We start from the raw sequence: 24660 nt of genomic DNA, 5'->3' as shown, positions 1-24660 counted from the left end.
CGCTCGCCGCGCCCAGCCTCGCGCTCAAGAACGCGATGCGCGAGATCACGGCGGAAATGGACCGCCAGTTTGACGCGCTGCTGCCGGTACCCGGCGACGCGCGCGCCGACCTCTATCGCGCGATGCGCCATGCCGCGATCGGCGGCGGCAAGCGGCTGCGCCCGCTGCTCGTCTTCGCCACCTCGCGGCTGTTCGGCGTCGATCGCCAGTGTGCGGCGCGCGTCGCGACCGCGATCGAGTGCATCCATGTCTACAGCCTCGTCCATGACGACCTGCCGGCGATGGACAACGATGACCTGCGCCGCGGCAAGCCCACGGTTCACAAGGCGTTCGACGAGGCGACGGCGATCCTCGCCGGCGACTGCCTCCACGCCCTCGCCTTCGAAATCCTCGCCGACGAAAAGACCCATTCCGACCCGTTCGTGCGCGTCGAACTGATCCAGTGCCTCGCCCTCGCCTCCGGTCCCTCGGGCATGGCGGGGGGGCAGGCGATGGACCTCGAGGCCGAGCGAGCGAGCTTCGACCTGGCCACCGTCACGCGGCTTCAGGCAATGAAGACCGGCGCGCTGATCGCCTGTTCGGTGGAATCGGGCGCAATCCTCGGCCGTGTCGCGCCCGAGGGGCGCACGGGGCTCAAGGGCTATGCCCGCGACATCGGCCTCGCCTTCCAGATCGCCGATGACCTCCTCGATATTGAGGGCGACGAGGACAAGGTGGGCAAGGCGCTGCGCAAGGACGGGGCGGCGGGCAAGGAGACCTTCGTCTCGCTGCTGGGTGTCGATCGCGCGCGCGAGCAGGCGCGGATGCTCGTCGATCAGGCGATCGCCCATCTTCACGCCTATGGTCATGAGGCGGACCTCCTCCGCGACCTTGCCCGCTACACGCTGGAGCGCGACCGTTGAGCACGCGGACCGCCGTCTATCCCGGCACCTTCGATCCCGTCACGCTCGGACACATGGATATCATCGGCCGGGCTGCTCGGATCGTCGATCGGCTCGTGATCGGCGTCACCACCAACCCGTCCAAGTCGCCGATGTTCAGCCTGGACGAGCGGATGGAGATGGTCCGGCGCGAGGTGGCGGCGATCGAGGGCGAGATCCATGTCGTCGCCTTCGATTCGCTGCTGATGGACTTCGCCGAGCGCGAGGGGGCCGACATGATCGTCCGCGGTCTGCGCGCGGTCGCCGACTTTGAGTATGAATACCAGATGGCCGGCATGAACCAGCAGCTCAACGACCGGATCGAGACGGTCTTCCTGATGGCCGACGTCTCGCTTCAGCCGATCGCCAGCCGGCTGGTCAAGGAGATCGCGCTCTATGGTGGGAACATCGCCCGTTTCGTGACGCCGGGCGTTTCCGCCGACGTCGCCGCGCGCGTGGCCGTGCTCGGGCGCAAGGGAAGCTGAAGGTCCGCGGCGCAAAACTCCGCTTCATCAGCGACTTCGGCAAGCGGCTCGGCTATCACGAACGTCGCCAGAGCCGGGGATAGCGCCGTGACGAGGATCGACATCGCCGCCGCCGACATTACGGAAGAGATCGCCCGCCGCCCTGACCGCGCGCCCGACCACGCGCTCGAGGCCCGCATGGTGTCGGTGCTCGCGGACGAGCTGGCCGAGCGGCCCGACACGGTGCTGTCGCACCTCGCCGCCTGCCTGGTCGAGGCGGGGATCGGCGGCTCGGCGGGCGTCACCGTCTGCGACGGCGAGCAGGGCATCTGGGAAGCGGTCTCGGGCGCCTGGCGCGGCCAGCTCGGCGCGGCGATCCCGATGCCCCACAGTCCGTGCGGCCTGACTGTCGAGCGCGACGCGCCGATACTGATGGCGCGTCCCGCCGACGTCTTTCCGAACATGCCCGGCGACCCGGCAGCCGCCGAGTTGCTGATCGTGCCCTTCCGCCTCGACGGGACGCCGGCGGGCACGCTGTGGGTCGTGTCGCACGACGCGGCCCGGCGCTTCGACGGCGAGGACCTGCGGCTGCTCGAACGGCTTGCCCGCTTCGCCGCCAGCGCCCAACGCGCGCGCGAACGAGCACGCGCGCTGGCGAGGAGCCGCGACCTGCTTCAGGGCACGATGGACGCCTCGGTCGACATGATCCAGGTGTTCGAGGCGGTTCGCGACGAAGCCGGCGAGATCGTCGATTTCCGCTGGCTGCTCAACAACCACACGTCCGAATCGCGCTTCGGCAAGGTCGAGGGGCAGAGCCTGCTCGAGCGAAATCCGGGCGTTGTGATCGAGGGCATCTTCGACATCTTCAAGTGTGTGACCGAGACCGGCAAACCCAGCCTGCGCGAGCATCACTACATCCACGAACAGTTCAACGGCTGGTTCCTTCAGAGCGTCACCAGGCTCAACGATGGCGTCGCCACGACAACCAAGGACATCACCGAGTGGAAGCACGCGCAGGCCGAGCTGATCCGCCTGCGCGACGAGGCGGCGAACGATCGCCTACGCCGTAGCGAGGACCGCTTCCGCCAGTTCGGCGAAGCGTCACAGGACGTGCTGTGGATCCGCGACGCCGCGACGCTGCAATGGGAATATCTGACGCCCGCCTTTCAAACGCTTTACGGCATCCCGGTGGCGCTCGCGATGCTGACCCCGGGCCTGTCGCGCTGGCTCGACCGGGTGGTTCCAGGCGACCGCGAACATGCCCGCGCCCATATCGAGCGCGCGCAAGGCGGCGGGTCGACCAAGTTCGAGTACCGCGTCCACCACCCCGACGGCGAGGATCGATGGGTGCGCACCACCGCCTTCCCCATGCCCGGCGCAGATGGCTCGATCGAGCGGATCGGCGGCATCGACCAGGACATCACCCGCATCAAGCGCGCCCAGCACGAGCTGGAGGAGAGCGAAGAGCGGCTGCGCAGCGCGACCGAAGTGGGGCGGCTCGGCCTATGGGACTGGAACGTGCGCACCGGCCACGTCACCTGGTCCGACGAGCACTTCCGAATGCAGGGCTATGGCGTGGGCGAGGTCGTGCCCAGCTACAAAGCATGGGTCGCGGGCATCCATCCCGAGGACCGCACCGCCACGGTCGCCGCGCTCGAAGCGGCGATGACGAACCGCACCGAATATGTTCACGAATTCCGTTCGCGCCATCGCGACGGCTCGATCCGCTGGATCGCCGCGCGCGGCCGCTTTTCCTACAATGAGCGCGGGGAGCCCGAGCGGATGGTCGGCGCTGCGATCGACCTTACAGAGCGGCGCGAGGCCGAGGAACGCCAGCGACTGCTGCTCGGCGAGCTTCAGCACCGCGTCCGCAACATCCTTGCCGTGGTGCGCTCGATCGTCCGGCGCACGCATGATCAGGGCCAGACTGCCGAGGAGTTCGTCCAGCATCTGGAAGGAAGGCTCGGCGCGCTTGCGCGGACGCAGGTGCTCCTCACCGGCGCGGTCGATGCGGGCGCCGACCTCGAGATGATCCTTCGCGATGAACTTGCCACTCAGGCGACAGACTTCGATCGGGTCAAGCTTGAGGGGCCGACGGTACGCCTGCCGGGGAAACAGGCCGAGGTGCTGACGCTCGCCATCCACGAGCTTGCGACGAACGCGATGAAATATGGCGCGTTTGCCCACGCGGACGGGCAGCTGGCGGTCCGCTGGACCCTGCACGTCGATACAGGGCAGCCATGGCTGCGCCTCGAATGGCACGAGAGCGGCGTCGACATGCCCTGGGGGCAAGATAAACGGGAAGGTTTCGGGACCGAATTGATTACCCGGCGCGTTCCATACGAGTTGCGCGGTAAGGGCCGAATCGAGCTACTGCACGACGGTATCGAATGTACCCTCGACATTCCGCTCGTTGCGAGGCCGAGCATCCTGAGCGGCGGCGATCCGGGCCGCATCTCCGATCAAGGCTGAACGCATGCCACAGGACCGGACGCAGCCCGCGGCCCTCGACGCCGTCGAGGTGCTGATCGTGGAGGACGAATATTACCTCGCCGACGAACTCCGCTTGATTGTCGAGCAGGCGGGCGGCCGCGTCGCGGGGCCGTTCGCCGACGCGCCGAGCGCGCTGGCGCATCTTGACCGCGGCCGGCCCGCCTGTGCGGTCATCGACGTCAACCTCGGCGGCACCGTCTCGCTCGAAGTGGCCGACGCGCTTGTCGCGCGCGCGATCCCCTTCATGTTCCTGACCGGCTATGACGCCGACGCGCTACCCATCCGGTTCGCGGGCGTCGAACGGCTGGAGAAGCCCGCCGACCTCGGCGCAGTGCTCGGCAAGCTGCGCGTGCTCGCCGGGCCGCCGATAGATCAGGCTGCGGCGAGATAGGTCCGGTCGAACTCGCCCGCACTCGCCAGCGCGTCCCAGTCGAGGATTTCGATGCTGTCACGCGCGACCGCCACCAGCCGCTCCTCGCGCAGCCCCTGCAGCGTCCGGTTGACGTGGACCGAGGTGAGGCCGAGCGCGTCGCCGAGTTGCTCCTGCGTCATCGGCAGGCGATACCGGCGCCCGTCGGACTGGTCGAGGTGGCGATAGCGCGTCGCCATCTCGCAAAAGAGATGTGCCAGCCGCGACCGCGCCGGCCGCTGGCCGATATTGACCAGCCATTGCTGGACGATCGCTGCGTCGAGCACGCAGGCGCGCCAGAACGCCGTGGCGATCGCCGGATGCTCGAGCCCAACACGTCGAAGATCGTCATGCGCGACGCGCAGCAGCGTCGAGCCGGTAAGCGCGGTCAGTGCCGTCATGGCCTGGGGCACGATGACCGACTGCAGATCGGCGACCTCGCCCGGAATGTGCAGCGATACGATCTGCCGCCGCCCGTCACCCGTCTGGCCGAAGCGCCCGACGAGCCCCTCTGCCACCAGGTTCACATGGTCGCTGCTCGCGCCGACCTGCACGAAATCGACATGGGCGCGCACGTCGATGCGCTGGGCCGGCAACGAGATCAACGCCTGCCGTGCCTCCGCACCCAACGGCGTGTGCGAGGCGAGCCTCTGGACGAACAGCGCCATAGCGGAGTGATTCGACGGATAGGGCATCGTTGCTTCCTTCGAAGCTGAGGGGCAGACGCCAAGTCGGTGTCGGGTTGCCTCAGTCAGGCGAGCTTAAGGAATCGTGCCTTCAAGCCGCTCTATACTGAGCTAAGTGTAGCACGATTCTGGCCGAAGCGGGCACTTTGCGGGTCGGGCAGAGCGCCATGGTCCTTTTTCAGCCACGAATGAACAGGTTGCGCAGCCAAGCCGGCCCGCCGCGGCCGGCGCTGCGCCAATCCTCGGTTTCGGCCGGCGCGCCAATGTCCGTCGCCTGGTCGGCCGGATCGAGTAGCCGGAGCCGTGCGCCGCGATAGGCCGCGCGGTCGCGTGTCACCAGCGTCAGCCCATGCTCGATCGCCGTTGCCGCGAGCAGCGCGTCGCGCGTGTCGGCCAGCGCCAGCGTTCCCCGCCGCCGGGCGACCGCCGCATCGACGGCAAGCACGTGCCCCTCGAACGCGGGCAGCAGCCGCGCGTCGATCCAGTCGCGCCACACCGCCGCCGCGCCCTTGTCGCCGCGCGCCGCGCGCATTGCCGCGCCCTCGACCTCGACCAGGCTTACAGCCGACATGAACAGCCGCTCGCGCGCCACGCCGCTCGCCCAGGCGACGAGGCGCGGGTCGGCGCCGGGGTCACGGGCAGTGCGCAGCTCGAGCAAGATCGGCGTGTCGAGCAGAAACAACGCTAGCGATCCCAGCGATCGCGCGTTGCCGGAAACTCGGTGGACTCGGGCATCGCGAGCAAGTCGACGATCGACTCACGCCGTCCCTTCAGTCCGCGATAGGCCTCGATGCTCATCAGCACATGTGTTGGCCGTCCGCGATCGGTGACGAACAGCGGCTCCTCGCGTGCGATTCGCTTGGCGGCACTGACGTCCTGGTTGAACGCCCTCGAGCTGACGACCTTCATGTGCCTGCCTCTCTGACCCGAACTGATCGCGCTATCATGTAGGTACGTACCTACCCTGTTGACGTCCGGCAACACTTTGCGAGCCTCACCCGGAAATCGTCGTGCGCGGGGCACGACGGCCGTTGCGTCGGCGCGATCTTCCCGGCTTCAACGGCGTGCGGACGGTCGCCGGGACCGCTGTGCCTCGGGGGAGGAATGATGCTCGACTTGTTGAATCAGGGCTGGGCCGCACTTGGCGACGTGCTCAACGCGCACGGACCGGCGGTGAATGCCGCCAAGAGCTATGCGCCCGGCGACTTCAGCATTCACTTCTTCCTCCAGCTCGCGCTCATCATCGCCGCGTGCCGCGTGGTCGGCTGGATCGGCCAGCGCTTCTTTCACCAGCCGCAGGTGGTGGGCGAGATGGTGGCGGGCGTACTGCTCGGCCCGTCGCTGTTCGGCCTCCTCGCCCCCGGCCTTCAGGAAGCGATCTTTCCCAAGGAGACGCGCAACGTCCTCTATGTCGGCGCGCAATTGGGCGTCGGGCTGTACATGTTCCTCGTCGGGCTGACCCTCCGCCTCGACCATTTCCGCAGCAAGGCGCGGAGCGCGGCGGGCGTATCGGCCGCGGGAATCGCCGCGCCATTCGCGCTCGCCTTCCTCATCACGCCCTGGCTGCTCGAGGTACCCGGCCTGTTCACGCCGGGCATCAGCACCGGCAACGCGACCTTGTTCATGGGCGCGTGCATCGCCCTCACCGCCTTCCCGATGCTCGCGCGGATCATCAACGAGCGCGGGCTGGCCAATTCGTCGCTCGGCACGCTCTCGCTGACCGCGGGCGCGTTCGACGATGCCGCGTCCTGGTGCGTGCTCGCCGTCGTACTCGCGGCGTTCGGCGCCGGTCCCGGCGTGGCGGTGATCGCGATCGGCGGCGCGGCGCTCTACATCACCTTCATGGTGACCGCCGGGCACCGCCTGCTCCGCCCGCTCGGCCGCGCGGTCGAGGCGCGCGGCGAGATGTCGATGCAGGTGCTGGCGATCACGCTGATGCTGTTCTGCCTGTCGGCGTTCCTGATGGACGCGATCGGCATCCATGCGATCTTCGGCGGCTTTCTGCTCGGCGCCTGCATGCCGCGCGGCCAGTTTGTCGCCGAGATGAAGCGCAAGGTGGAGCCCGTCGCGGTCGTCCTCCTCCTGCCGATGTTCTTCACTTACTCGGGGCTCAACACCCGTCTCGACATGGTCAATTCGGTGCCGCTCCTCCTGATCGCGCTTGGCATCCTGGCGGTGTCGATCCTCGCCAAGTTCGGCGCCTGCTACGCTGCGGCGCGACTGGCGGGCGAGGACAACCGCACCGCGCTCGGGATCGGTGCGCTGATGAACTCGCGCGGGCTGATGGAGCTCATCATCATCAATATCGGCCTGCAAAAGGGGATCATCGGCCCGACCCTCTTCTCGATGCTCGTCCTCATGGCGATCGTGACGACGGTGATGGCAACGCCGGTGTTCGAGGCCGTCTATGGCCGCCGTGCGCGCGAGACGGGCGAGCTGGACCGCGTTGACGACCGGGAACTCGCGACCGCGGTCTAAGCGCCCGTCCGTTCGCCGTCGCCGCGGCGCTGGCGCTCGCGGGTGGGGCCGCGCAGGCGCAGGGCATCGACCTCAAACCAAGCGTCGACTCGCGGCGATCGCTTCGGGCTCCAGCTCGACTGGGCGCGCTAGGCGGGCATGCGCTGGCCGATCTCGCGGATCAGCGCGCGGTGTTCGGGCAGCTCGGCCACCGCCTGTCGCCCGAAGCTGCGGATCCGCTCGAACAGCCGCTCGGCATGTGCCTGCTCGCCGCGCGGCGGCGTGCTGGGGCCGAGATCGGTCTCGAACCCCATGCCGTAGAGCACATATTGGTAGTTGAAGGCGGCAAAGCTCTCGACCCCGCCTTGGAAGTCGAAGCGGCTGGGCGGTCGGTGCCGCCATTCGGCCAGCAGCGCCGCGAGCGCGTCGGGGATCGAGGCGGCATCGGCATTGTCGCGCCAGAAGGCCGTCTGACGCTGCGACAGGCAGTAATGGAGCTTGAGGAAGTTGGTGATTGCGGCATAGCGCGCGTTCATCAGCTGATTGAACCGGCCCGCCGAGGCATCGACCGGCCCCGCCATCGGCAGGAAGTCGGCGATCATCGCCGCCGCTGCCTCGATCAGCACGATTCCCGTCGATTCGAGCGGCTCGAGGAACCCGCCCGCCAGCCCGACCGCGACGCAGTTGCCCACCCATTGAGTCTCGCGCCAGCCGGGCTCGAAGGGGATGATCCGCGCCTCGAACCGGTCGTGCCCGACATAGCCGCACAGGATCTCGGCGGCGCGTGCGTCGCTCAGATGCGCACTCGAATAGACGCAGCCGAGCCCACGGGCGTTCTGAAGGCCGATGTCCCAGATCCATCCCGCCTCGTGCGCGGTCGCGGTCGTGACGCTCTCGATCGGCGCATCGGGGCCAGCATAGGCGATCTTGCAGGCAAGCGCCCGGTCGGTGAACAGATGCGCCTTCGCCGAGCGCGGCCCCACCCGCAGCGCACGGCCGAGCAGCTCGGCGCGAAATCCCGAGCAATCGACATAGAGATCGGCGGTGAGCGCCCCATGCGCATCGGTGTGGACGCACGCGATGCCCTGTTCGCCGGTCTCGACCCCGGTCAGCTCGCCCTGAAGGTGCCGGACGCCAAGCTCGACCGCGCGGGCGCGCAGCAGCGCCGCCAGCCGGTGCGCGTCGAAGTGATAGGCATAGGCGAGCGGACCGTCATAATCGCCCTCGCTCGGCTGCTTGGGCGCGCGCACCGCATCGGCGACGCGGTTCTGGATCGTCATCGCCTCGGCAAAGGGCTCCCGCGTCGCCGGGTCCTTCGCCAGCCAATGGGCGACCAGATCGGCGTCGTCGGCCTGATAGGGCGCGTCGAAGGGGTGGAGATAGCGGTGCCGCCGATCGCCCACGGCCTCGCGCCGCCAGTCGTCGAAACGCACCCCCTGCTTGAAGGTCGCCCCCGCCTCGCGCACGAAGCGCGCCTCGTCGATGCCGATGAAGCGCAGCGTCGAGCGGATCGTCGGGAACGCCCCCTCGCCCACACCGATGATGCCGATACCCGGCGATTCAAGCAAAGTAATCGTCGCGCGGCTGCCGAGCGCGCGAGCGAGATAGGCGGCGGTCAGCCACCCGGCCGTGCCGCCGCCCACGATGACGATCGAACGCTGCTGCACCATGGCCGGAGCCTAGCGCAGCCGCGTGCCGCCTGCCACCCGCGATCAGACCTTGGCGGCGAGCTGGCCTTCGTTGGCGTAGAGTTCGGCATAGCGGCGCGTAACCTGCGGCAGCGACTGCTCGATCCACTCGGCCATCGCCTGCTCCTCGCCCAGCGACTGGCGCAGCGCCGTGCCGCCAGCGAAGCCGAAATCGTCGGCCAGCGTCAGCAGCGACGAATAGGCGGCGATCTCGAAGTGCTCGAAGGCATAGTTGGCGAAGCTGTTCTTCAGGATCTCGTCGCCGGCGATGCTGTGGGTAATCGCCGCCATCCCGCCCGACATGCTGAGCGCCATGTCCTTGAGCGCCGAATGGCTCGTCTCAAACCCGGCGAGCACCTCTTCCAGTCGGGCAATTTGGCCGTGCGTCTCGTCGATATGCGCACGCAGCCGCGCCTCGACCTCGGGATAGTTCTCGAGCCGCTCGACCTGCGGCGTCATGATCGAAAGCGCCTGCTTCTCGACGGCGTGCGCATTGCGCAGTCCGGTGATGTAGAGGTCGAGATAGGCATTGTCGGTGTCGGCCATGGGCGTCTCCCTTCGTTGAAACGGGTGGGCCGGGCACGGCGGTGGCCGCATCGCCCGGACCCGCCATCAACCGGATCGCGGCCCCGGCGTTCCGAAAACTCACATAAGTTGAGAGACTTGCATCAAGTCACCCCGCGCCTCCGCTACCTTCGTTTACATGGGTCATCGCCCCGCTTATGCGGCCGTGCGAAGGTGCGCGTCGTCACGCATCGGGAGGGATCGTCCGCGTACATGGCTGGTCGGTTGAGCGAGCTGAGCGAGGAGACCCGCCTGCGGCTGCTGCTGAACGCGGTACGCGACTATGCGATTTACCTGCTCGAGCCCGATGGGATCGTCGCGAGCTGGAACCCCGGTGCCGAACGCTTCAAGGGCTATTCGGCGGCCGAGATCGTCGGCCAGCACTTCTCGCGCTTCTATACCGAGGAGGACCGCGCCGCCGGCCTGCCCGCCCGCGCGCTCGACACCGCCGCGCGCGAGGGGCGGTTCGAGGCCGAGGGCTGGCGCGTGCGTAAGGACGGCAGCCGCTTCTGGACGCATGTCGTCATCGATGCGGTGCGCGGCGCCGGAGGCGAACTGGTCGGCTTCGCCAAGATCACTCGGGACGTGACCGAGCGGCATGAGGCCGAACTCAAGCTGCGCGAGAGCGAGCAACGGTTCCGGATGCTGGTGCAGGGCGTGCGCGACTACGCCATCTACATGCTCGACCCCGATGGCCGCGTGACCAACTGGAATGCGGGGGCGGAGGCGATCAAGGGCTACACCGCGGACGAGATCGTGGGCGAGCATTTCTCGCGTTTCTATACCGAGGCCGACCGCGCGGCGGGCGAGCCCGAACGCGCGCTGGCGGCAACGCGGGCTGAGGGACGGTTCGAGAAGGAGGCGCTGCGGGTTCGCAAGGACGGCGAGACCTTCTGGGCGCATGTCGTGATCGAGGCGATCCGCGACGAGGCTGGCGAGCTGACCGGCTTTGCCAAGGTCACGCGCGACATCACCGAGCGCAAGCGCGCAGAGGTCGAGCTCGAGGCGAATCGCGAAGCGCTGGCGCAGGGCCAGAAGCTGGAGGCTGTCGGGCGGCTGACGGGCGGCGTCGCCCACGACTTCAACAACCTGCTCACCGTCATCCGTTCCTCGGCCGACCTGTTGCGACGCCCCGGCCTGTCCGAGGAGAAGCGCGCCCGCTATATCGAGGCGATCGCCGACACCGCCGAACGGGCGGCGACGCTGACCGGCCAGCTCCTTGCCTTCGCCCGGCGCCAGCCTCTGCAGCCCGAACGCTTCGCGGTCGCCGACCGGGTATGCGGGATGATCGACCTTATCGCCTCGACGACGGGCGCGGCGATCGAACTCGATCTGTCGATTCCTGCCGATCTAGGCTGGGTCGAAGCCGACCCCAGCCAATTCGAGACCGCGATCCTCAACCTCGTCGTCAATGCGCGCGACGCAATGCCCGGCGGCGGTACGCTGACGATCGCCGCGCGCAATTTCGATGCCGTGTCAGCGCTGGCCCTGGCCGGACCGTTCGTCGCGGTCGAGGTCGCCGACAGCGGCACAGGCATCGATCCGGAGCTGCTCGACCGCCTGTTCGAGCCATTCTTCACGACCAAGCCCGTCAACAAGGGGACCGGCCTCGGCCTCAGCCAGGTCTATGGCTTCGCCAAGCAGTCGGGCGGCGAAATCGCGGTGGCAAGCACACCGAGCCGGGGCGCGCGCTTCACCCTCTATCTGCCGCGCGTCGCCGATGGCGAGCGGCATGCCGCGAAGACGGCCTCTGTCGATGAAAATGCGCCGCTGCCGCGCCGACGGGTATTGCTCATCGAGGATAACGAGACGGTCGGCGGCTTCGCCCGCAGCCTGTTCGAGGAGCTGGGTCAGAACGTGACGCTGGCGACCGGCGGCGAGGCGGGGCTGGCGGCGGCCGCCGCGGCGAACGGTGGCTTCGACCTCGTCTTCACCGACGTCATCATGCCGGGCATCAGCGGCATCGACGTCGCGCGCGCACTGCGCGAACGCTGGCCAGCGCTGCGGGTGGTCCTGACCAGCGGCTATAGCGAGGTGCTGGCGAACGAGGGCAGCCACGGGTTCGAGCTGGTGCGAAAGCCCTATTCGGTGGCCGGGATCGCCGCGATGCTGCGGCGGAATCACTAGGTTCCGGCGTGTCCGAAACTATCTCTTCCCGGTCGCCCCCCGGCCCGGCTACAAGGCGTGCGCCGAAACGGGAGAGGGCATGGAGACCGCGGATCTGGCGCGCGCGCGCCTCAACAGCGACATCGCACTCGCCGCGACGGGCGACCGCGCCGCGTTCGCGCGTATCTATCAGAGTACGTCGCACAAGCTGTTCGGGATCGTGGTGAGGATGTTGCACGATCGAGAAGCGGCCGAGGAGGTCCTCCAGGAAGTGTACCTCAAGATCTGGGACCGCGCGGGCAGCTTCGAGCCCGGCCGCGCCAGCCCGATCACCTGGATGGCGACGATCGCGCGCAACAGCGCGATCGACAGCCTTCGCCGCCGCGATCGTCGTCGCGACGAGCCCGAAGCGGTGGAGGGTGCCCCTGACGCCGCCGACGCCACCGATCCCGACGTCCGCATCGGCCTCGTCCGCTGCATGGACCTACTCGACGAGCATCAGCGCCAGTTCATCCGGTCGGCCTTTTTCGAGGGGTACAGCTATTCTGAGCTGGCCCATCACGCGGCTGTCCCGCTCGGCACAATGAAGAGCTGGATACGACGCGGGCTCGAACGGCTCCGCTACTGTCTCGACGGCGAATGACCATGGGCGACGAAGACGATGTGCTCGCCGCAGAAACGGCGCTCGGCGTACTCGAGGGCGAGGACCGCGCCGCGGCCGAGGCGCGCCGCGCGAGCGACCCTGCCTTCGCCGCCGCGGTCGAGGCGTGGGAAGCACGCCTTGCGCCGTTTCACGAAGAAGTCCTGCCGGTTGCGCCGTCGCCGGACCTGTGGTCGCGGATAGAGGCCGCGCTGCCGCGATCCGCAGCGAACGACTCCCGGCCGGCGATCGGCGGCTGGCGCGCCGCGGCGCTGTCCTTCGGCGGCATCGCCGCCGCGCTGGCGCTGGTGCTCGTCACCCGTCCCGCGACGCCCCCTGCCCCGCCCGCACCGCCGGCGCAGCAGCAGCCGGCCCCAGCCCCCGCGGCGCTGATCGCGCAGTTGCCCGATGCCGAGGGCGCGTCGATGCTGGCCGCGCGCTACGATCAGGGCGACGCGCTCGACGTGCGCGCGACGGCGATCCCTGAAGGACCGGGCGAGCCCGAATTGTGGGTGATCCCCGCCGACGGCGCCCCAGTCTCGCTCGGCCAGTTTGCGCGGAGCGGCGCCAGCCGCCTCGCGCTCGCGCCGACGACGCGCGCGCTGCTGCGCGACGGCGCCACACTCGCGCTGACGCTCGAACCGGCAGAGGGCGCCCCGCATGCGGCCCCGAGCGGCACGATCCTCGGCACCGCACGCCTGACGCGAATCTAGCTGCCGGCCAGCTTCCCGAGCGGCCCCACCAGCGCGCGATACACCGTCTCGGCCGCGCCATAGCATTCGCCCGCGACGTGCTGCAGCGCGGCCCGGTCGCGAACGACGATCTTGCCGCGGGTGCAGCGCACCACCCGCTCGCCCTCGAGCACGTGCAGGCTGTCGGTCACGCCCGCCCGGCGCGAGGCGAGGAACGCGGCGAGGCGCAGATGGGTGATGTCGAGCGTGTCGCCCTCCACGCGGTCGTGGAGCATGCACAGCCAGCGCGCCAGCCGCGCCTCGGGCCGGGCCTGCAGACGGGCGGCGATCGTCGAGCGCATCTGTGCGATCACCGTCTCGCGCCAACGGAGCAGCGCAGCGGCGAGCGCCGGGCGTTCGGCGCACAGCGCGGCGACCCGGTCGCTTGGGACGACCAGCGCGCTGCCGCGCACGAGGACGCCGATCGCCGTCGTCGGGGCCATGCCCGTCGCCGGCTCCCAGCCAAGCACGCCTTCGCGCCCGACCATCCCGCATTCGACGAGGCGACCGGCGATCCGTTCGCCGAACGACAGGACCGCGGTTTCGGGCAGCCAGAGGGAAGGGCCATGGGCATCGGCCATCACCGGTTCCGCGGCGCCCAGCGCGACGCGCACCGTCGCGGCGGCGACAGCCCGCGCATCGTCCCGCGACAGGGCGGCGAGGAACTGGTTGGCGTAAGCAGCGCTTTCGCTGCGATCCGGACGCTCGTTGCTGCGATACATAGACCCACGATCGATAAGCTAACCCAAACAAGTTTCGCAGCGATCCGGCAATCGGATGCGCGATCGTGCGGATGAACCCATAAAAATGCGCGCTTCCGGACGCTTGTACGCCGTTCGCGTCACTTTCCTCATGCCCGCGCGTAGCTCCAGGCAACTTCACCAAAGGGAGGATGACATGGACACAGCACCCGATCTGATCGAGGCGCTCGATGCGCGCGCGCGCCGACGCGATGGACGACGTGACTTCTTCCGGGCAATGGGCGCAGCCGCCGTGGTTGCGGGCGGTGCCGTGGTCGCGACGCGAACCTCACCCGTCGCTGCGCAGAGCGCGCCGACCGACGCCGACATCCTCAATTTTGCGCTCAACCTCGAATATCTCGAGGCGCAATTCTACCTCTATGCCGCGACCGGGGCCGGCCTGCCGACCACGTTGACCGGCGGTTCGGGCACGCCGGGCGCCGTCTCCGGCGGTCGCCAGGTCAATTTCACCGACACCGCCGTCGCCGCATATGCGCGGGAAATTGCCGCCGACGAGCGCGCCCATGTCGAATTCCTGCGCACCGCGCTCGGCACCAGCGCCGTCGCGCAACCGGCGATCGACATCGGCGTCGGTCCCAACAGCGCCTTCTCCGCGGCGGCGCGTGCCGCCGGGCTAATCGGCGCGGGCGAGACTTTCGACCCCTATGCCAATGACGAGAATTTCCTCCTCGCGGCCTTCATCTTCGAGGATGTGGGCGTCACCGCCTATAAGGGTGCCGCGCCGCTCATCACGTCGAAGACCTTCCTCGAGGCAGCGGCGGGCATTCTCGCGGTCGAAGCCTATCACGCTGCGATTGTAAGGACGACGCTCTACGCCAAGGGCATCGCCACCCCCGCGTTGATCAATGCGACCGAGGCGATCTCGGACGCGCGCGACAGCCTTGACGGATCGAGCGACCTCGACCAGGGCGTGCGTCCATCGGGCACCGGCGCCTCGACGGTGTCGAACATCGTGCCGCTCGATCCCGACGGCATCGCCTTCAGCCGATCGGCGGGGCAGACGCTCAACATTGCCTATCTCAACCGCATGTCGACCGACCGCGGCGGGTTCTTCCCCGCGGGCGTCAACGGCACCATCCGCACCAGCGCGGCAAACTGAGCCAGGGGAGGCAGACATGCGAAACCAGGACCTGATCCTCGACATTCTCGCCGCCGGCGATGCCCGCCGCGAGAGCCGCCGTGCGATGCTCAAGATGGCGAGCACCGCAACCGTGGCCGTAGCGGGCGCCGGCCTGCTCGCGGCGTGCGACAGCAACGACGACGACATCGTCGTCCGCCCCGGACCGACTCCATCGCCCACTCCGACCCCGACCCCGACGCCCTCGCCCACCAGTGCGGCGCCGAGCGAGGCCGACGTTCTCAACTTTGCGCTTCAGCTCGAATATCTCGAGGCGCAATTCTACCTGTTCGCGGCGACGGGTACCGGCCTTACCACTGACCAGACCTCCGGATCGGGCACGCCCGGCACCGTGACCGGCGGGCGACAGGTCAACTTCACCGACCCACTCGTCGCCGCCTACGCGCGAGAGATCGCTGCCGACGAGCGCGCGCATGTCCTGTTCCTGCGCAATGCGCTCGGCACGGCGCGCGTGGCGATGCCCTCGATCGACATCGGCTCGACCGCGACGGGTGCCTTCTCCAGCGCGGCGCGCGCCGCCGGTCTGATCGGCGCGGGCGAGACCTTCGATCCTTATGCCACCGACGAGAACTTCCTGCTCGCCGCATTCATCTTCGAGGATGTGGGGGTCACCGCCTACAAGGGTGCGATCCAGTTCCTCAATACCAAGGCGTTTATCGAGGCGGCGGCCGGCATCCACGCAGCCGAGGCCTATCATGCTGGGCTCGTCCGAACCGTCCTGTATCGCAAGGGCATCGCGACGCCCTCGCTGATCGAAGCGACCGAGGCGATCTCGAACGCGCGCGACAGCCTCGACGGATCGGACGATCGCGATCAGGGCGTGCGGCCGACGGGCAGCGGCGCGACGCTGACGTCGAACATCGTGCCAACCGACAGCAGCGGCATCGCCTATAGCCGGAGCGCGGGGCAGGTGCTCAACATCGCGTATCTCAGCAGCCAGGCGGTGTCGCAGGGCGGGTTCTTCCCCTCGGGCCTCAACGGCACGATCCGGACAAGCGCCGCCAACTGATCGACTCCCGCGCCGCCGCTTCGCCCATGCACGGCGGCGGCGCAACCCTCGGGCCGCGATCGCAACCCCACACGATCCGGCCCGTTTCTCTTCCGCCCAACGAAAAGGGCGCGGCAGGTGGCCCCTGCCGCGCCCTTTCGATTTGCGGATTGCGCTGCCTTACTCGGCGGCGGCAACCTCGGTCTGGCGAACGTCGCGGCGCTCGGCGATGCGCGCCGACTTGCCGGTACGGCCACGCAGATAATAGAGCTTCGCACGGCGCACGACACCGCGGCGCACGACCTCGATCGAATCGATGTTCGGCGAATAGAGCGGGAAGACGCGCTCGACGCCCTCGCCGAACGAAATCTTGCGGACGGTGAAGTTCGAGCCCATGCCCTTGTTCGAGCGCGCGATGCACACACCCTCGTAATTCTGCACGCGGCGGCGCTCGCCCTCGATCACCTTGACGCCGACCTTGACGGTGTCGCCGGGGCGGAACTCGGGAATCTTCTTGTCGGCCAGGAACTTGGCGATCTGCTCCGCCTCGATCTGCTGGATCAGGTTCATGTCTGTTCGTCCCAATCTTCGTCGCCGCGCGCCAGAGGGAGGCTGACCCGAACGCCGGTGTGGCGCTCCCAAAGGTCCGGCCTCCTTAGCCGTGTATCGGTCTCGGCCATCTGGCGTCGCCAGGCCGCGATCCGCGCATGATCCCCCGATCGCAGCACTTCGGGGATCGTGCGCCCTTCCCATTCGACGGGTCGGGTGAATTGAGGGTATTCGAGGAGGCCGCTTTCGAAGCTTTCCTCGTCACCGCTCGAAGCGGCGCCCATTACGCCGGGAAGCAGCCGAACGCAAGCATCGAGAAGGACGAGCGCGGCCATCTCGCCGCCCGACAGCACATAGTCGCCGATGGACACCGCCTCGATCGGCCGCCCCTCGAACAATCGCTCGTCAAATCCCTCGAACCGGCCGCACAGGATCGAGACGCCGGGCCCCGCCGCCAGTTCGCGAACGCGCGCCTGCGTCAGCGGCCGCCCACGCGGGCTCATCGCCAGCATCGGCCGATCGTAGCCTACGCTGTCGCACGCCGCCGCGAGCACGTCGGCACGCAGCACCATCCCCGCGCCCCCGCCAGCGGGCGTATCGTCGACACTGCGGTGCTTGTCGGTTGCGAAGTCGCGGATCTGAACCGTCTCCAGCGTCCAGCGCCCTTCCCTGAGCCCGCGCCCCGCCAGCGAAAAACCGAGCGGGCCGGGAAACATCTCGGGATAGAGCGTTAAGGCGGTGGCGGCGAAGACCATGCGGTCCCTTGGCCCGCGCGAGGGAGGAAAGGCAATGGAGGATTGCATCATCGTCGGCGCCGGCCCCGCCGGCCTGACCGCGGCGATCTACCTCGCGCGCTTCCATTTGCGCGTGCGCATGTTCGACTGCGGCTCGAGCCGCGCGGCACTCATCCCCTGCACCCACAACCATGCCGGCTACCCTGGCGGCATTTCGGGCAGGGATCTGCTCCGCCGGATGCGCGAGCAGGCCGCCGACTTCGGCGTGACGCGCGAGGATGCCCGCGTCACCGCGATCGAGCCGCAGAACGGCCGCTTCCGCATCGTCTGCGACGATCGCGAATGGACGGCGCGCACGGTCCTGCTCGCGACCGGCGTCGTCAATCACCGGCCGAAGGGGATGGACGATGCGCTCCACGACGAAGCGCTCCGGCGGGGCTTCCTCCGCTACTGCCCGATCTGCGACGGCTATGAAGTCACCGACAAGCGCGTCGGCGTGATCGGTACCGGGGAGCACGGGATGCGCGAGGCGCTGTTTTTGCGCGGCTATACCCGTGACGTGACCCTGATCGCGCCCGGGGCTCACGACCTCGATGAAAGCTGCCATGCCGCCCTCGACGAGGCGGGGATCACGCGGGTCGAGGGACCGTGCGACGGCTATCGAATTGAGAGCGACCGGCTGACTCTCGATACCGCGGAGGGTGGCCTCGCCTTCGACAGCGTCTATCCCGCGCTCGGTTCGACGATCCGCTCCGACCTCGCGATCGCGGCGGGCGCTGCCGCCGCGGGCGAAGGCTGCCTAACCGTCGACGATCACATGCGCACCACGGTCCCCGGCCTGTTCGCCGCAGGCGACGTGGTACTGGGGCTCGACCAGATCTCCAACGCCATGGGCCAGGCAGGGGTCGCCGCGACGACGATCCGCAACGCGCTCAACGAAGCGACGCCGCTTCGCCGGTAAGCCCCGGCGCCCTACCGCCGGCCAGCGCACCCAGCGGCACCACCGCCGCCATCCTATCAAAACCCAGGGGGTTGGGGTGCAGCCCGTCGCCCGTGTCGAGCGCAGGGTCGATACGTTTCGGCCGCGTCGGGTCCGCAACGGCGCGGTCCATGTCGATCAGCCCGTCGAAATGGCCGGGCGTGCGGATCCACGCATTCACCCGCTGGCGCAGCCCCTCGATCAACGGGGTTGCATGGTAATAGTCGCTCGCACCGAACGGCGTGATCGTCGCGCCATGGACGCGGATGCCGCGCGCCCGCGCGCGTGCGACGATCTGCGTATAGGCGGCCGTCAGCCGATCGAACAGCTCGTCGGCATCCCTCCGCCTCGGCTGTTCGGCCCGAGAAAGGGTGCCTATGTCGTTGACGCCCTCGAACAGGATCAGGTCGGTGATGCCCGCCAGCGCCAGTACGTCGCGGTCGAGCCGCGCCAGCGCGCTCGGCCCTAGCCCGTCGGCGAGCACGCGATTGCCGCCGATCCCCTGATTGAGCACCGGCATCCCCCTCGTCCGCGGATCGGCGGCGAGGCGACGCGCCAGGAGGTCGGGCCAGCGGTTGTTGCCGTTGGTCGTCGATCCCCGCCCGTCGGTGATCGAATCGCCGAGGACGACGACGGCGCCGCGCCGTTCGCAGGCCTCGACCTCGACCCCCGACAGGTTGAACCAGTGCTCGGTCGGGGTCGCCCCCGCCATTTCAGGGTCGCGGGTCGCGTCGCCGCGCGCCAGCCAGGAGGTCGCGCGCGATCCGGGGTGCGAGGTCTGCTCGCCGGGCTCTCCAGCGACGTGCAGCGTCACCGCAAGATCATCGAACGCCCTGACCGGCAGGGCAACCGGATCGGACAACCAGTCGGCCCCCGCGGGCACCACCGCCCCCGCCCGCCCGCCGAAGCGCAGCGCAGCGATGCTCGCCGCATCGACGCCCGCCGCGTCGATGCGCATCGGCCGCGCCACCGATGCCGCGCGAATCGTGAGCGGCTGCGTTCCGAAGGCGTTGGAGACACGAACGCGAATGCGTGGCCCGCCGGCGCTTACCCGGACGATCTGGCGCAGGCTGCCATCGGTCATGGCACCGGGCGCCAGCCGATTCTCGCCCCCCGGCACCATCTGTGCCGACGCCCAAACGGGTTGCCAGCTGCAGCCCTGCCCCATCGCGGGCGTGCCGGCCGCCAGCAACAGGGCAGCCACGCCCCACTCGGTCCATCGCATCTATGTCTCTCCCGCCCTTCGTCTGCCTGTCCTGCCATGATATCGCTATCACCGCAGGAGCGGCCCGCCCACCCGGGAGCACGGTTCTCCGCAGATTTGCCAAGAACAGCGCGCCCCCTTAACCAGCGCGCGACGGAGGATGTGGATGCGGGCAACACGGCGGGGGCAAGGCGGCGTCACGGTCCAGGATGTCGCGCGCGCCGCAGGCGTGTCGGCGATGACCGTCAGCCGCGTCGTCAACGGCGGTCACAATGTCCGCGAATCGACACGTTTGGCAGTGGTCGAGGCGATCGACCGGCTTCAGTACAAGCCCAACCCCGCTGCCCGCTCGCTCGCGGTGGGCGAAGCGACGCAGATCGGCCTCCTCTACGCAAATCCTTCCGCCGCCTATCTCAGCCAGTTCCTCATCGGTGCGCTCGCCGCCGCGCGCCGGGCGGGCTGCCACCTCGTCCTCGAGCCGTGCGAGGGCGAGAGTGCCGACGAACAGGCGGAAGCGACGCGCCAGTTCGCCGGTGCCGACGTGCAGGGCGTCATCCTGCCCCCGCCGCTGTGCGAGTCCGAGCCCGTCCGCACCGAACTGGCCGCCGCCGGCATTCCCTCGGTCGCGGTCGCGATGGGCCGGCACGAAGCCGGCACCTTCAACGTCCGCATCGACGATTTCGAGGCGGCGGCGGCGATGACCCGCCACCTGATCGACCTCGGCCACCGCGACATCGCCTTCATCCGCGGCCATCCCAACCAGGTCGCAAGCGCCGAGCGCCATCGCGGCTTCGTCCATGCCGTCGAGGCCGCGGGCCTCGATCCGGCGGCGATGCGGGTCGAGCCGGGTTACTTCACCTATCGCTCGGGCCTCGCCGCGACCGAGCGGCTGCTGCGCCAGCGCCCGCGCCCCACCGCGATCTTCGCCGCCAACGACGACATGGCCGCCGCCGCGGTTGGTGTCGCGCATCGCCAGGGGCTCCATATTCCACGCGACATCAGCATCGTCGGCTTCGACGACGTGGCGCTCGCGACCAATGTGTGGCCGGAACTCACGACCGTCCGCCAGCCGATCGCCCAGATGGCCGAGACGGCGGTCGCGATGCTGCTCGCGCGGCTCCGCAAGCGCGGCGGCGGCGACGCGGCGGAGGGCGAGGAACTGATCGTGCCGCACGAGCTGGTCGTTCGCGAATCGACCGCGCCGCCGCCGCGCGACGCGGCCCATCGGTGACACTTGCCAAACGCCCGGCAGGCGCTTTAGGTTATCGCTAACATCCAGAACGGGGCCGGCGCCCCGCACGGCAGGGAGACGGGAATGCAAGGGGCAGAAAGCCGGGCCAATATCGGCTTCATCGGCGCGATCGTCGCAGTGGCGACGATCGGCGGATTCATGTTTGGCTATGACAGCGGCGTCATCAACGGCACGCAGGACGGGCTGGAGGCAGCGTTCGACCTGTCCGAGCTCGGCACCGGCTTCAACGTCGGCGCGATCCTGATCGGTTGCGCGGCAGGCGCCTTCTCGGCCGGCCGGCTTGCCGACGTGATCGGGCGGCGCAAGGTGATGATGCTGTCGGCGGTCCTGTTCTTCATCAGCGCGCTGCTCGCGGGCATCGCAGGCAGTTCGGCGGTGTTCATCATCGCGCGCCTGATCGGCGGCCTGGGCGTCGGCGCCGCATCGGTGCTGTCGCCCGCCTATATCTCCGAGGTCACGCCCGCGGCGATCCGCGGCCGGCTCTCGTCGATCCAGCAGATCATGATCATCACCGGCCTGACCGGCGCGTTCGTCGCCAACTGGGCGCTGGCAGGCGTCGCCGGCAGCTCGACCGCGCCCTTCTGGTACGGGTTCGAGGCATGGCGCTGGATGTTCTGGATGCAGGCGATCCCGGCGGCGGTCTATTTCTTCGCGTTGCTGACGATCCCCGAAAGCCCCCGCTTCCTCGTCACCAAGGGCCGCCATGCCGAGGCCGAGGCGGTGCTCGTCAAGCTGCTGGGCGAGGATGAGGGCCGCCGCAAGGTTGCCGAGATTCGCGACTCGCTCTCGCAGGATCACCGCCCGCGCTTCTCCGATCTGCGCGACAAGGTGTCGGGCCGCATCCGCCCGATTGTCTGGGTCGGCATCGGTCTGGCGGTGTTCCAGCAGCTCGTCGGCATCAACGTCGTCTTCTATTACGGCGCGGTGCTCTGGCAGTCGGTGGGCTTTTCGGAAGCCGACTCGCTTCTCATCAACATCGTCTCGGGCACACTGTCGATCCTCGCCTGCATGGTGACGGTCGCGGTGGTCGACAAGCTGGGCCGCAAGCCGCTTTTGCTCATCGGGTCGGCGGGCATGACGGTGACGCTGGCGACGGTCGCCTTCGCCTTCTCGCACTCGGTGACGGGCGCCGACGGCGCGGTCAGCCTGCCGGGCAGCTGGGGCGTGATCGCGCTCATCGCCGCCAACCTCTACGTCATCTTCTTCAACGTCAGCTGGGGCCCGGTGATGTGGGTCATGCTGGGCGAGATGTTCCCCAACCAGATCCGCGGCTCTGCGCTCGCCTTTGCGGGCCTCGCGCAATGGCTGGCGAACTTCGCGATCTCGGTCAGTTTCCCCTGGGCCGCGGCGAATATCGGCCTCGTCGTCACCTATGGCTTCTATGCCGCCAGCGCGTTCGTTTCGTACATCTTCGTCGCGCGCATGGTGAACGAGACGCGGGGCCGGGAGCTCGAGCAGATGGAAGGCTGAGAGCAGTCCGGATCGGCGAACCGGGCACGAGCCCGGCGAGCCCGTAGCGTAGAAGGGGGCGGCACCGCCTTGGTGCCGCCCCCACTTGTATCAGGCGGTCGCGTCGGCGAAGCGCTGGGACACCGTATTCCAGTTCACCACGTCCCACCACGCCTTGAGGTAGCCGGGACGGTCGTTCTTGTAGGTCAGGTAATAGGCGTGCTCCCACACGTCGTTGCCCAGGAGCGGCGTGCCCTTGACCTCAACCACGTCCATCAGCGGGTTGTCCTGGTTGGGGGTCGAGGTCACCTTGAGCTTGCCCTCGCCATCGACGATGAGCCACGCCCAGCCCGAGCCGAACTGGCCCGCGCCCTTGGTGTTGAATTCTTCCTTCAGCTTGTCGAGCCCGCCGAAGTCGCGGTCGATCGCCGCCTGCAGCTCGGCCGAGGGCGCGCCGCGCTCGTCCGCCGCGCCCATCGTCTTCCAGAAGAAGTCGTGGTTCCAGTAGCCGCCGCCATTGTTGCGCACGAGCGTCGAGGCCGACGAGATGCTGGCGAGGATCTCCTCGATCGACTTGCCTTCCAGCCCGTCCTTCTCGACGCCTTCGTTCAGCTTGGCGGTATAGGCCGCGTGATGCTTGTCGTGGTGGAACGTCATCGTCTCCTTGTCGATGGTCGGCTCCAGCGCGTCATAGGCATAGGGCAGCGGCGGCAGTTCGAAGGCCATGGATGATCCCTCCTGGGGGGTTGTAAATCAGGGTCGGCGAGAGAACGCCGTGCCCCCTCAATGGGTCCGCGCCAATCGTTTCGCAACCGTGCCGCGGACGAACTCCACCAGCCCCGGTTGATCCGCCGCGCCGGGCGTGGAAGGGAGGTTGCCAACGATACCGTCGAGGGGGGTTCACCGATGTCGATGCTGGGACCGCGCAAGGGGCTGGAGGCCGCGGCACCGCCGGGCGGGGGCCTGCGCAAGACGCTGGGCTGGCCGCACCTGATCGCGCTCGGCGTCGGCGCGATCGTCGGGACCGGCATCTACACGCTGACGGGCGTGGGGGCGGAGCGTGCGGGACCGGCCGTCATCCTCGCCTTCGCGATCGCGGGTGCGGTCTGCGCCTGCGCCGCCCTCGCCTATGCCGAGCTCGCGACGATGATTCCCGCCGCGGGCAGTGCCTATACCTTCACCTATGCCGCGATCGGCGAGACGTTCGCCTGGATCGTCGGCTGGGCGCTGATCATCGAATATTCGCTGGTCTGTTCGACCGTGGCGGTTGGATGGTCGGGCTATCTGGTGGGGTGGCTGCAATCGGCGGGGCTCGAGTTACCGACAGCGCTGTTGAGTGGCCCCCACGCCGGCGGCCTCCTCAACCTGCCCGCCGTCCTCGTCGCGCTCGCCGTCATGGGCCTGCTTATCGCCGGCACGCGCGAAAGTGCGACGCTCAACATCGTCCTCGTCGCGATCAAGCTCGTCGCGCTCACCATCTTCGTCGTCTTCGCGCTACCCGCGTTCGACGCCGACAATCTGACGCCCTTCATGCCCTATGGCTTCGGCTCGCAGACCATCGACGGGCAAAGCAAGGGGGTGATGGCGGCCGCCGCGATCGTCTTCTTCGCCTTTTACGGCTTCGACACTGTCGCGACCTCGGCCGAGGAAGCGAAGAACCCGACCCGCGACCTCAAGATCGGCATCGTCGGGTCGATGATCGCCTGCACCAGCATCTACATGGTGATCGCGCTCGCCGCGGTCGGGGCGATGCCGTTCCGCGACCTTGCCAACTCGCCCGAGCCGCTGGCGCTGGTCCTGCGTTCGGTGGGCCAGGTCACGGCAGCGCAGGGGATCGCGCTCGCCGCGGTGGTCGCGCTCCCCTCGGTCATCCTCGTCTTCATGTACGGCCAGAGCCGCGTGTTCCTGGCGATGGCACGCGACGGGCTGCTGCCGCAGGGGCTGGCGAAGCTCAGCGACCGCGGCGCGCCGGTGCGGATCACGCTCCTGTCGGGCCTGGTCAGCGCGGCGATCGCCGGCTTCTTCCCGATCGACGAGCTCGCCGAGCTCGCCAATGCCGGCACGCTCGTCGCGTTCATCGCGGTGGCGGTGTGCATGATGGTCCTGCGCCGCACCGCGCCCGACGCGCCGCGGCTGTTCCGCTGCCCCGCCCCGACGCTGGTGGGGACGCTCGCGATCCTCGGCTGCCTCTATCTCTTCGCCAGCCTGCCCGCGACGACGCAGGGGCGGTTCGCCATCGCGACGGTGATCGGGCTTGCGATCTATCTGGCATACGGCCGGCGCAACAGCCGGCTGCGGGTGGGGTAGGCGTCGCCCTCTCCTTCCCCGTCCGTGCCGAGCGGAGACTGAGCAGCTCCGCCAGGCGCGTATCGAAGTTCCGTTACGCGCCTTCGATACGCCGGCCATGGCCGGACTACCCAGTCGCTACTCAGGATAAACGGAAGAGGG

The 24660-nt window shown here is 68.7% G+C and carries 23 protein-coding genes and 1 pseudogene; 14 read left to right on the top strand and 10 right to left on the bottom strand.

The annotated features are described in order from the left end of the window. The first annotated feature begins 35 nt into the window (after positions 1–35). The 4 genes from COC42_RS15305 (at position 36) to COC42_RS15290 (ending at position 4268) form a co-directional block, all read left to right on the top strand. A complete protein-coding gene (locus COC42_RS15305; protein ID WP_425442863.1) occupies positions 36–902 on the top strand; it encodes a polyprenyl synthetase family protein in 867 nt (288 codons plus the stop codon). Continuing rightward, complete coding sequence (coaD, locus tag COC42_RS15300) at positions 899–1405, top strand: pantetheine-phosphate adenylyltransferase (protein WP_096344117.1); 507 nt, start codon at positions 899–901, stop codon at positions 1403–1405. Before COC42_RS15305 ends, coaD begins: the two co-directional genes overlap by 4 nt. A gap of 87 nt (positions 1406–1492) precedes the next feature. Beyond that, entirely contained in the window at positions 1493–3856 is a 2364-nt protein-coding gene (locus COC42_RS15295) for a PAS domain-containing protein (RefSeq protein ID WP_096344116.1), read from the top strand. A 4-nt stretch (positions 3857–3860) separates the two neighbouring features. Then, positions 3861–4268 carry a response regulator gene (locus COC42_RS15290; RefSeq protein ID WP_096344115.1) on the top strand — a complete coding sequence of 136 codons (408 nt, stop codon included), beginning with the start codon at positions 3861–3863 and terminating at the stop codon, positions 4266–4268. On the opposite strand, the gene COC42_RS15285 is transcribed toward COC42_RS15290, so the two are convergent. From COC42_RS15285 to COC42_RS15275, 3 genes are all read right to left on the bottom strand, one after another. Beyond that, positions 4250–4981, bottom strand: a complete 732-nt coding sequence (locus COC42_RS15285; RefSeq protein WP_096344114.1) for a Crp/Fnr family transcriptional regulator — start codon at positions 4979–4981, stop codon at positions 4250–4252. The two genes, COC42_RS15290 and COC42_RS15285, sit on opposite strands and share 19 nt — an antisense overlap. A 169-nt stretch (positions 4982–5150) precedes the next feature. Next, entirely contained in the window at positions 5151–5654 is a 504-nt protein-coding gene (locus COC42_RS15280; protein ID WP_096344113.1) for a PIN domain-containing protein, read from the bottom strand. Between the two features lie 2 nt (positions 5655–5656). Continuing rightward, a complete protein-coding gene (locus COC42_RS15275) occupies positions 5657–5881 on the bottom strand; it encodes a type II toxin-antitoxin system Phd/YefM family antitoxin (protein ID WP_096344112.1) in 225 nt (74 codons plus the stop codon). A gap of 198 nt (positions 5882–6079) precedes the next feature. On the opposite strand from COC42_RS15275, the gene COC42_RS15270 reads away from it, so the two are divergent. Continuing rightward, positions 6080–7450, top strand: coding sequence for a cation:proton antiporter (locus tag COC42_RS15270; protein ID WP_096344254.1), 1371 nt, complete (start codon positions 6080–6082; stop codon positions 7448–7450). A 128-nt stretch (positions 7451–7578) separates the two neighbouring features. On the opposite strand, the gene COC42_RS15265 is transcribed toward COC42_RS15270, so the two are convergent. Continuing rightward, on the bottom strand, positions 7579–9099 hold the full coding sequence (locus COC42_RS15265) for a tryptophan halogenase family protein (RefSeq protein ID WP_096344111.1): 1521 nt from the start codon (positions 9097–9099) through the stop codon (positions 7579–7581). A gap of 42 nt (positions 9100–9141) precedes the next feature. Then, a complete protein-coding gene (locus COC42_RS15260; protein WP_096344110.1) occupies positions 9142–9663 on the bottom strand; it encodes a ferritin-like domain-containing protein in 522 nt (173 codons plus the stop codon). Positions 9664–9906: 243 nt separating this feature from the next. Here COC42_RS15260 and COC42_RS15255 point away from each other — a divergent pair, with 243 nt between their 5' ends. From COC42_RS15255 to COC42_RS15245, 3 genes are all read left to right on the top strand, one after another. Beyond that, a complete protein-coding gene (locus tag COC42_RS15255; protein ID WP_245844206.1) occupies positions 9907–11808 on the top strand; it encodes a hybrid sensor histidine kinase/response regulator in 1902 nt (633 codons plus the stop codon). Between the two features lie 79 nt (positions 11809–11887). Then, positions 11888–12430, top strand: a complete 543-nt coding sequence (locus COC42_RS15250; RefSeq protein WP_096344108.1) for a sigma-70 family RNA polymerase sigma factor — start codon at positions 11888–11890, stop codon at positions 12428–12430. 2 nt (positions 12431–12432) lie between these two features. After that, positions 12433–13140: an anti-sigma factor gene (locus COC42_RS15245; RefSeq protein ID WP_245844203.1), complete on the top strand. Its 708-nt coding sequence runs from the start codon at positions 12433–12435 to the stop codon at positions 13138–13140. Here COC42_RS15245 and COC42_RS15240 read toward each other — a convergent pair. Then, on the bottom strand, positions 13137–13880 hold the full coding sequence (locus COC42_RS15240; RefSeq protein WP_096344106.1) for a Crp/Fnr family transcriptional regulator: 744 nt from the start codon (positions 13878–13880) through the stop codon (positions 13137–13139). The genes COC42_RS15245 and COC42_RS15240 overlap by 4 nt on opposite strands. A 175-nt stretch (positions 13881–14055) precedes the next feature. Between COC42_RS15240 and COC42_RS15235 the strand changes: the two genes are divergently transcribed. Together COC42_RS15235 and COC42_RS15230 are read left to right on the top strand one after the other, a co-directional pair. Next, on the top strand, positions 14056–15018 hold the full coding sequence (locus COC42_RS15235; protein WP_096344105.1) for a ferritin-like domain-containing protein: 963 nt from the start codon (positions 14056–14058) through the stop codon (positions 15016–15018). Positions 15019–15034: 16 nt separating this feature from the next. Continuing rightward, complete coding sequence (locus tag COC42_RS15230) at positions 15035–16066, top strand: ferritin-like domain-containing protein (RefSeq protein WP_096344104.1); 1032 nt, start codon at positions 15035–15037, stop codon at positions 16064–16066. A 159-nt stretch (positions 16067–16225) separates the two neighbouring features. On the opposite strand, the gene rplS is transcribed toward COC42_RS15230, so the two are convergent. Continuing rightward, positions 16226–16615 (bottom strand): 50S ribosomal protein L19, encoded by a 390-nt coding sequence (gene rplS, locus COC42_RS15225; protein ID WP_096344103.1) that lies wholly within the window; start codon positions 16613–16615, stop codon positions 16226–16228. 18 nt (positions 16616–16633) lie between these two features. After that, a pseudogene (gene trmD, locus COC42_RS15220) lies at positions 16634–17349 on the bottom strand (tRNA (guanosine(37)-N1)-methyltransferase TrmD); the annotation flags it as partial. Positions 17350–17383: 34 nt separating this feature from the next. On the opposite strand from trmD, the gene COC42_RS15215 reads away from it, so the two are divergent. Beyond that, positions 17384–18289 (top strand): NAD(P)/FAD-dependent oxidoreductase, encoded by a 906-nt coding sequence (locus COC42_RS15215; protein ID WP_096344101.1) that lies wholly within the window; start codon positions 17384–17386, stop codon positions 18287–18289. On the opposite strand, the gene COC42_RS15210 is transcribed toward COC42_RS15215, so the two are convergent. Then, the gene (locus tag COC42_RS15210) at positions 18261–19532 is read right to left on the bottom strand and encodes an SGNH/GDSL hydrolase family protein (protein WP_096344100.1); all 1272 of its coding nucleotides are present in this window, start codon (positions 19530–19532) and stop codon (positions 18261–18263) included. The genes COC42_RS15215 and COC42_RS15210 overlap by 29 nt on opposite strands. A 145-nt stretch (positions 19533–19677) precedes the next feature. Here COC42_RS15210 and COC42_RS15205 point away from each other — a divergent pair, with 145 nt between their 5' ends. Further along, entirely contained in the window at positions 19678–20742 is a 1065-nt protein-coding gene (locus COC42_RS15205) for a LacI family DNA-binding transcriptional regulator (RefSeq protein ID WP_342747319.1), read from the top strand. A gap of 84 nt (positions 20743–20826) precedes the next feature. Beyond that, positions 20827–22233, top strand: a complete 1407-nt coding sequence (locus tag COC42_RS15200) for a sugar porter family MFS transporter (protein ID WP_096344098.1) — start codon at positions 20827–20829, stop codon at positions 22231–22233. 90 nt (positions 22234–22323) lie between these two features. Here the strand turns inward: COC42_RS15200 and COC42_RS15195 are convergent, their stop codons facing one another. Beyond that, complete coding sequence (locus tag COC42_RS15195) at positions 22324–22938, bottom strand: superoxide dismutase (protein WP_096344097.1); 615 nt, start codon at positions 22936–22938, stop codon at positions 22324–22326. A gap of 180 nt (positions 22939–23118) precedes the next feature. Here COC42_RS15195 and COC42_RS15190 point away from each other — a divergent pair, with 180 nt between their 5' ends. Beyond that, positions 23119–24519, top strand: coding sequence for an APC family permease (locus tag COC42_RS15190; protein ID WP_425442860.1), 1401 nt, complete (start codon positions 23119–23121; stop codon positions 24517–24519). Positions 24520–24660: the final 141 nt, after the last annotated feature.

It is taken from the genome of Sphingomonas spermidinifaciens (assembly GCF_002351485.1).
GTDB lineage: Bacteria > Pseudomonadota > Alphaproteobacteria > Sphingomonadales > Sphingomonadaceae > Sphingomonas > Sphingomonas spermidinifaciens.
Note: the sequence above shows the minus strand (reverse complement) of the source record. Positions and strands in the feature narration are given on the sequence as shown.

Excerpts from the sequence above, each read along its gene's own strand:
- COC42_RS15270 (WP_096344254.1), top strand. The coding sequence starts at position 6,080 with ATGCTCGACTTGTTGAATCAGGGCTGGGCCGCACTTGGCGACGTGCTC.
- COC42_RS15260 (WP_096344110.1), bottom strand. The coding sequence starts at position 9,663 with ATGGCCGACACCGACAATGCCTATCTCGACCTCTACATCACCGGACTG.
- COC42_RS15240 (WP_096344106.1), bottom strand. The coding sequence starts at position 13,880 with ATGTATCGCAGCAACGAGCGTCCGGATCGCAGCGAAAGCGCTGCTTAC.
- COC42_RS15275 (WP_096344112.1), bottom strand. The coding sequence starts at position 5,881 with ATGAAGGTCGTCAGCTCGAGGGCGTTCAACCAGGACGTCAGTGCCGCC.
- COC42_RS15250 (WP_096344108.1), top strand. The coding sequence starts at position 11,888 with ATGGAGACCGCGGATCTGGCGCGCGCGCGCCTCAACAGCGACATCGCA.
- COC42_RS15190 (WP_425442860.1), top strand. The coding sequence starts at position 23,119 with ATGTCGATGCTGGGACCGCGCAAGGGGCTGGAGGCCGCGGCACCGCCG.
- COC42_RS15195 (WP_096344097.1), bottom strand. The coding sequence starts at position 22,938 with ATGGCCTTCGAACTGCCGCCGCTGCCCTATGCCTATGACGCGCTGGAG.
- COC42_RS15285 (WP_096344114.1), bottom strand. The coding sequence starts at position 4,981 with ATGCCCTATCCGTCGAATCACTCCGCTATGGCGCTGTTCGTCCAGAGG.
- COC42_RS15235 (WP_096344105.1), top strand. The coding sequence starts at position 14,056 with ATGGACACAGCACCCGATCTGATCGAGGCGCTCGATGCGCGCGCGCGC.
- COC42_RS15265 (WP_096344111.1), bottom strand. The coding sequence starts at position 9,099 with ATGGTGCAGCAGCGTTCGATCGTCATCGTGGGCGGCGGCACGGCCGGG.
- COC42_RS15290 (WP_096344115.1), top strand. The coding sequence starts at position 3,861 with ATGCCACAGGACCGGACGCAGCCCGCGGCCCTCGACGCCGTCGAGGTG.
- COC42_RS15305 (WP_425442863.1), top strand. The coding sequence starts at position 36 with ATGCGCGAGATCACGGCGGAAATGGACCGCCAGTTTGACGCGCTGCTG.
- COC42_RS15230 (WP_096344104.1), top strand. The coding sequence starts at position 15,035 with ATGCGAAACCAGGACCTGATCCTCGACATTCTCGCCGCCGGCGATGCC.
- rplS (WP_096344103.1), bottom strand. The coding sequence starts at position 16,615 with ATGAACCTGATCCAGCAGATCGAGGCGGAGCAGATCGCCAAGTTCCTG.
- COC42_RS15245 (WP_245844203.1), top strand. The coding sequence starts at position 12,433 with ATGGGCGACGAAGACGATGTGCTCGCCGCAGAAACGGCGCTCGGCGTA.
- COC42_RS15215 (WP_096344101.1), top strand. The coding sequence starts at position 17,384 with ATGGAGGATTGCATCATCGTCGGCGCCGGCCCCGCCGGCCTGACCGCG.
- COC42_RS15205 (WP_342747319.1), top strand. The coding sequence starts at position 19,678 with ATGCGGGCAACACGGCGGGGGCAAGGCGGCGTCACGGTCCAGGATGTC.
- COC42_RS15210 (WP_096344100.1), bottom strand. The coding sequence starts at position 19,532 with ATGCGATGGACCGAGTGGGGCGTGGCTGCCCTGTTGCTGGCGGCCGGC.
- COC42_RS15200 (WP_096344098.1), top strand. The coding sequence starts at position 20,827 with ATGCAAGGGGCAGAAAGCCGGGCCAATATCGGCTTCATCGGCGCGATC.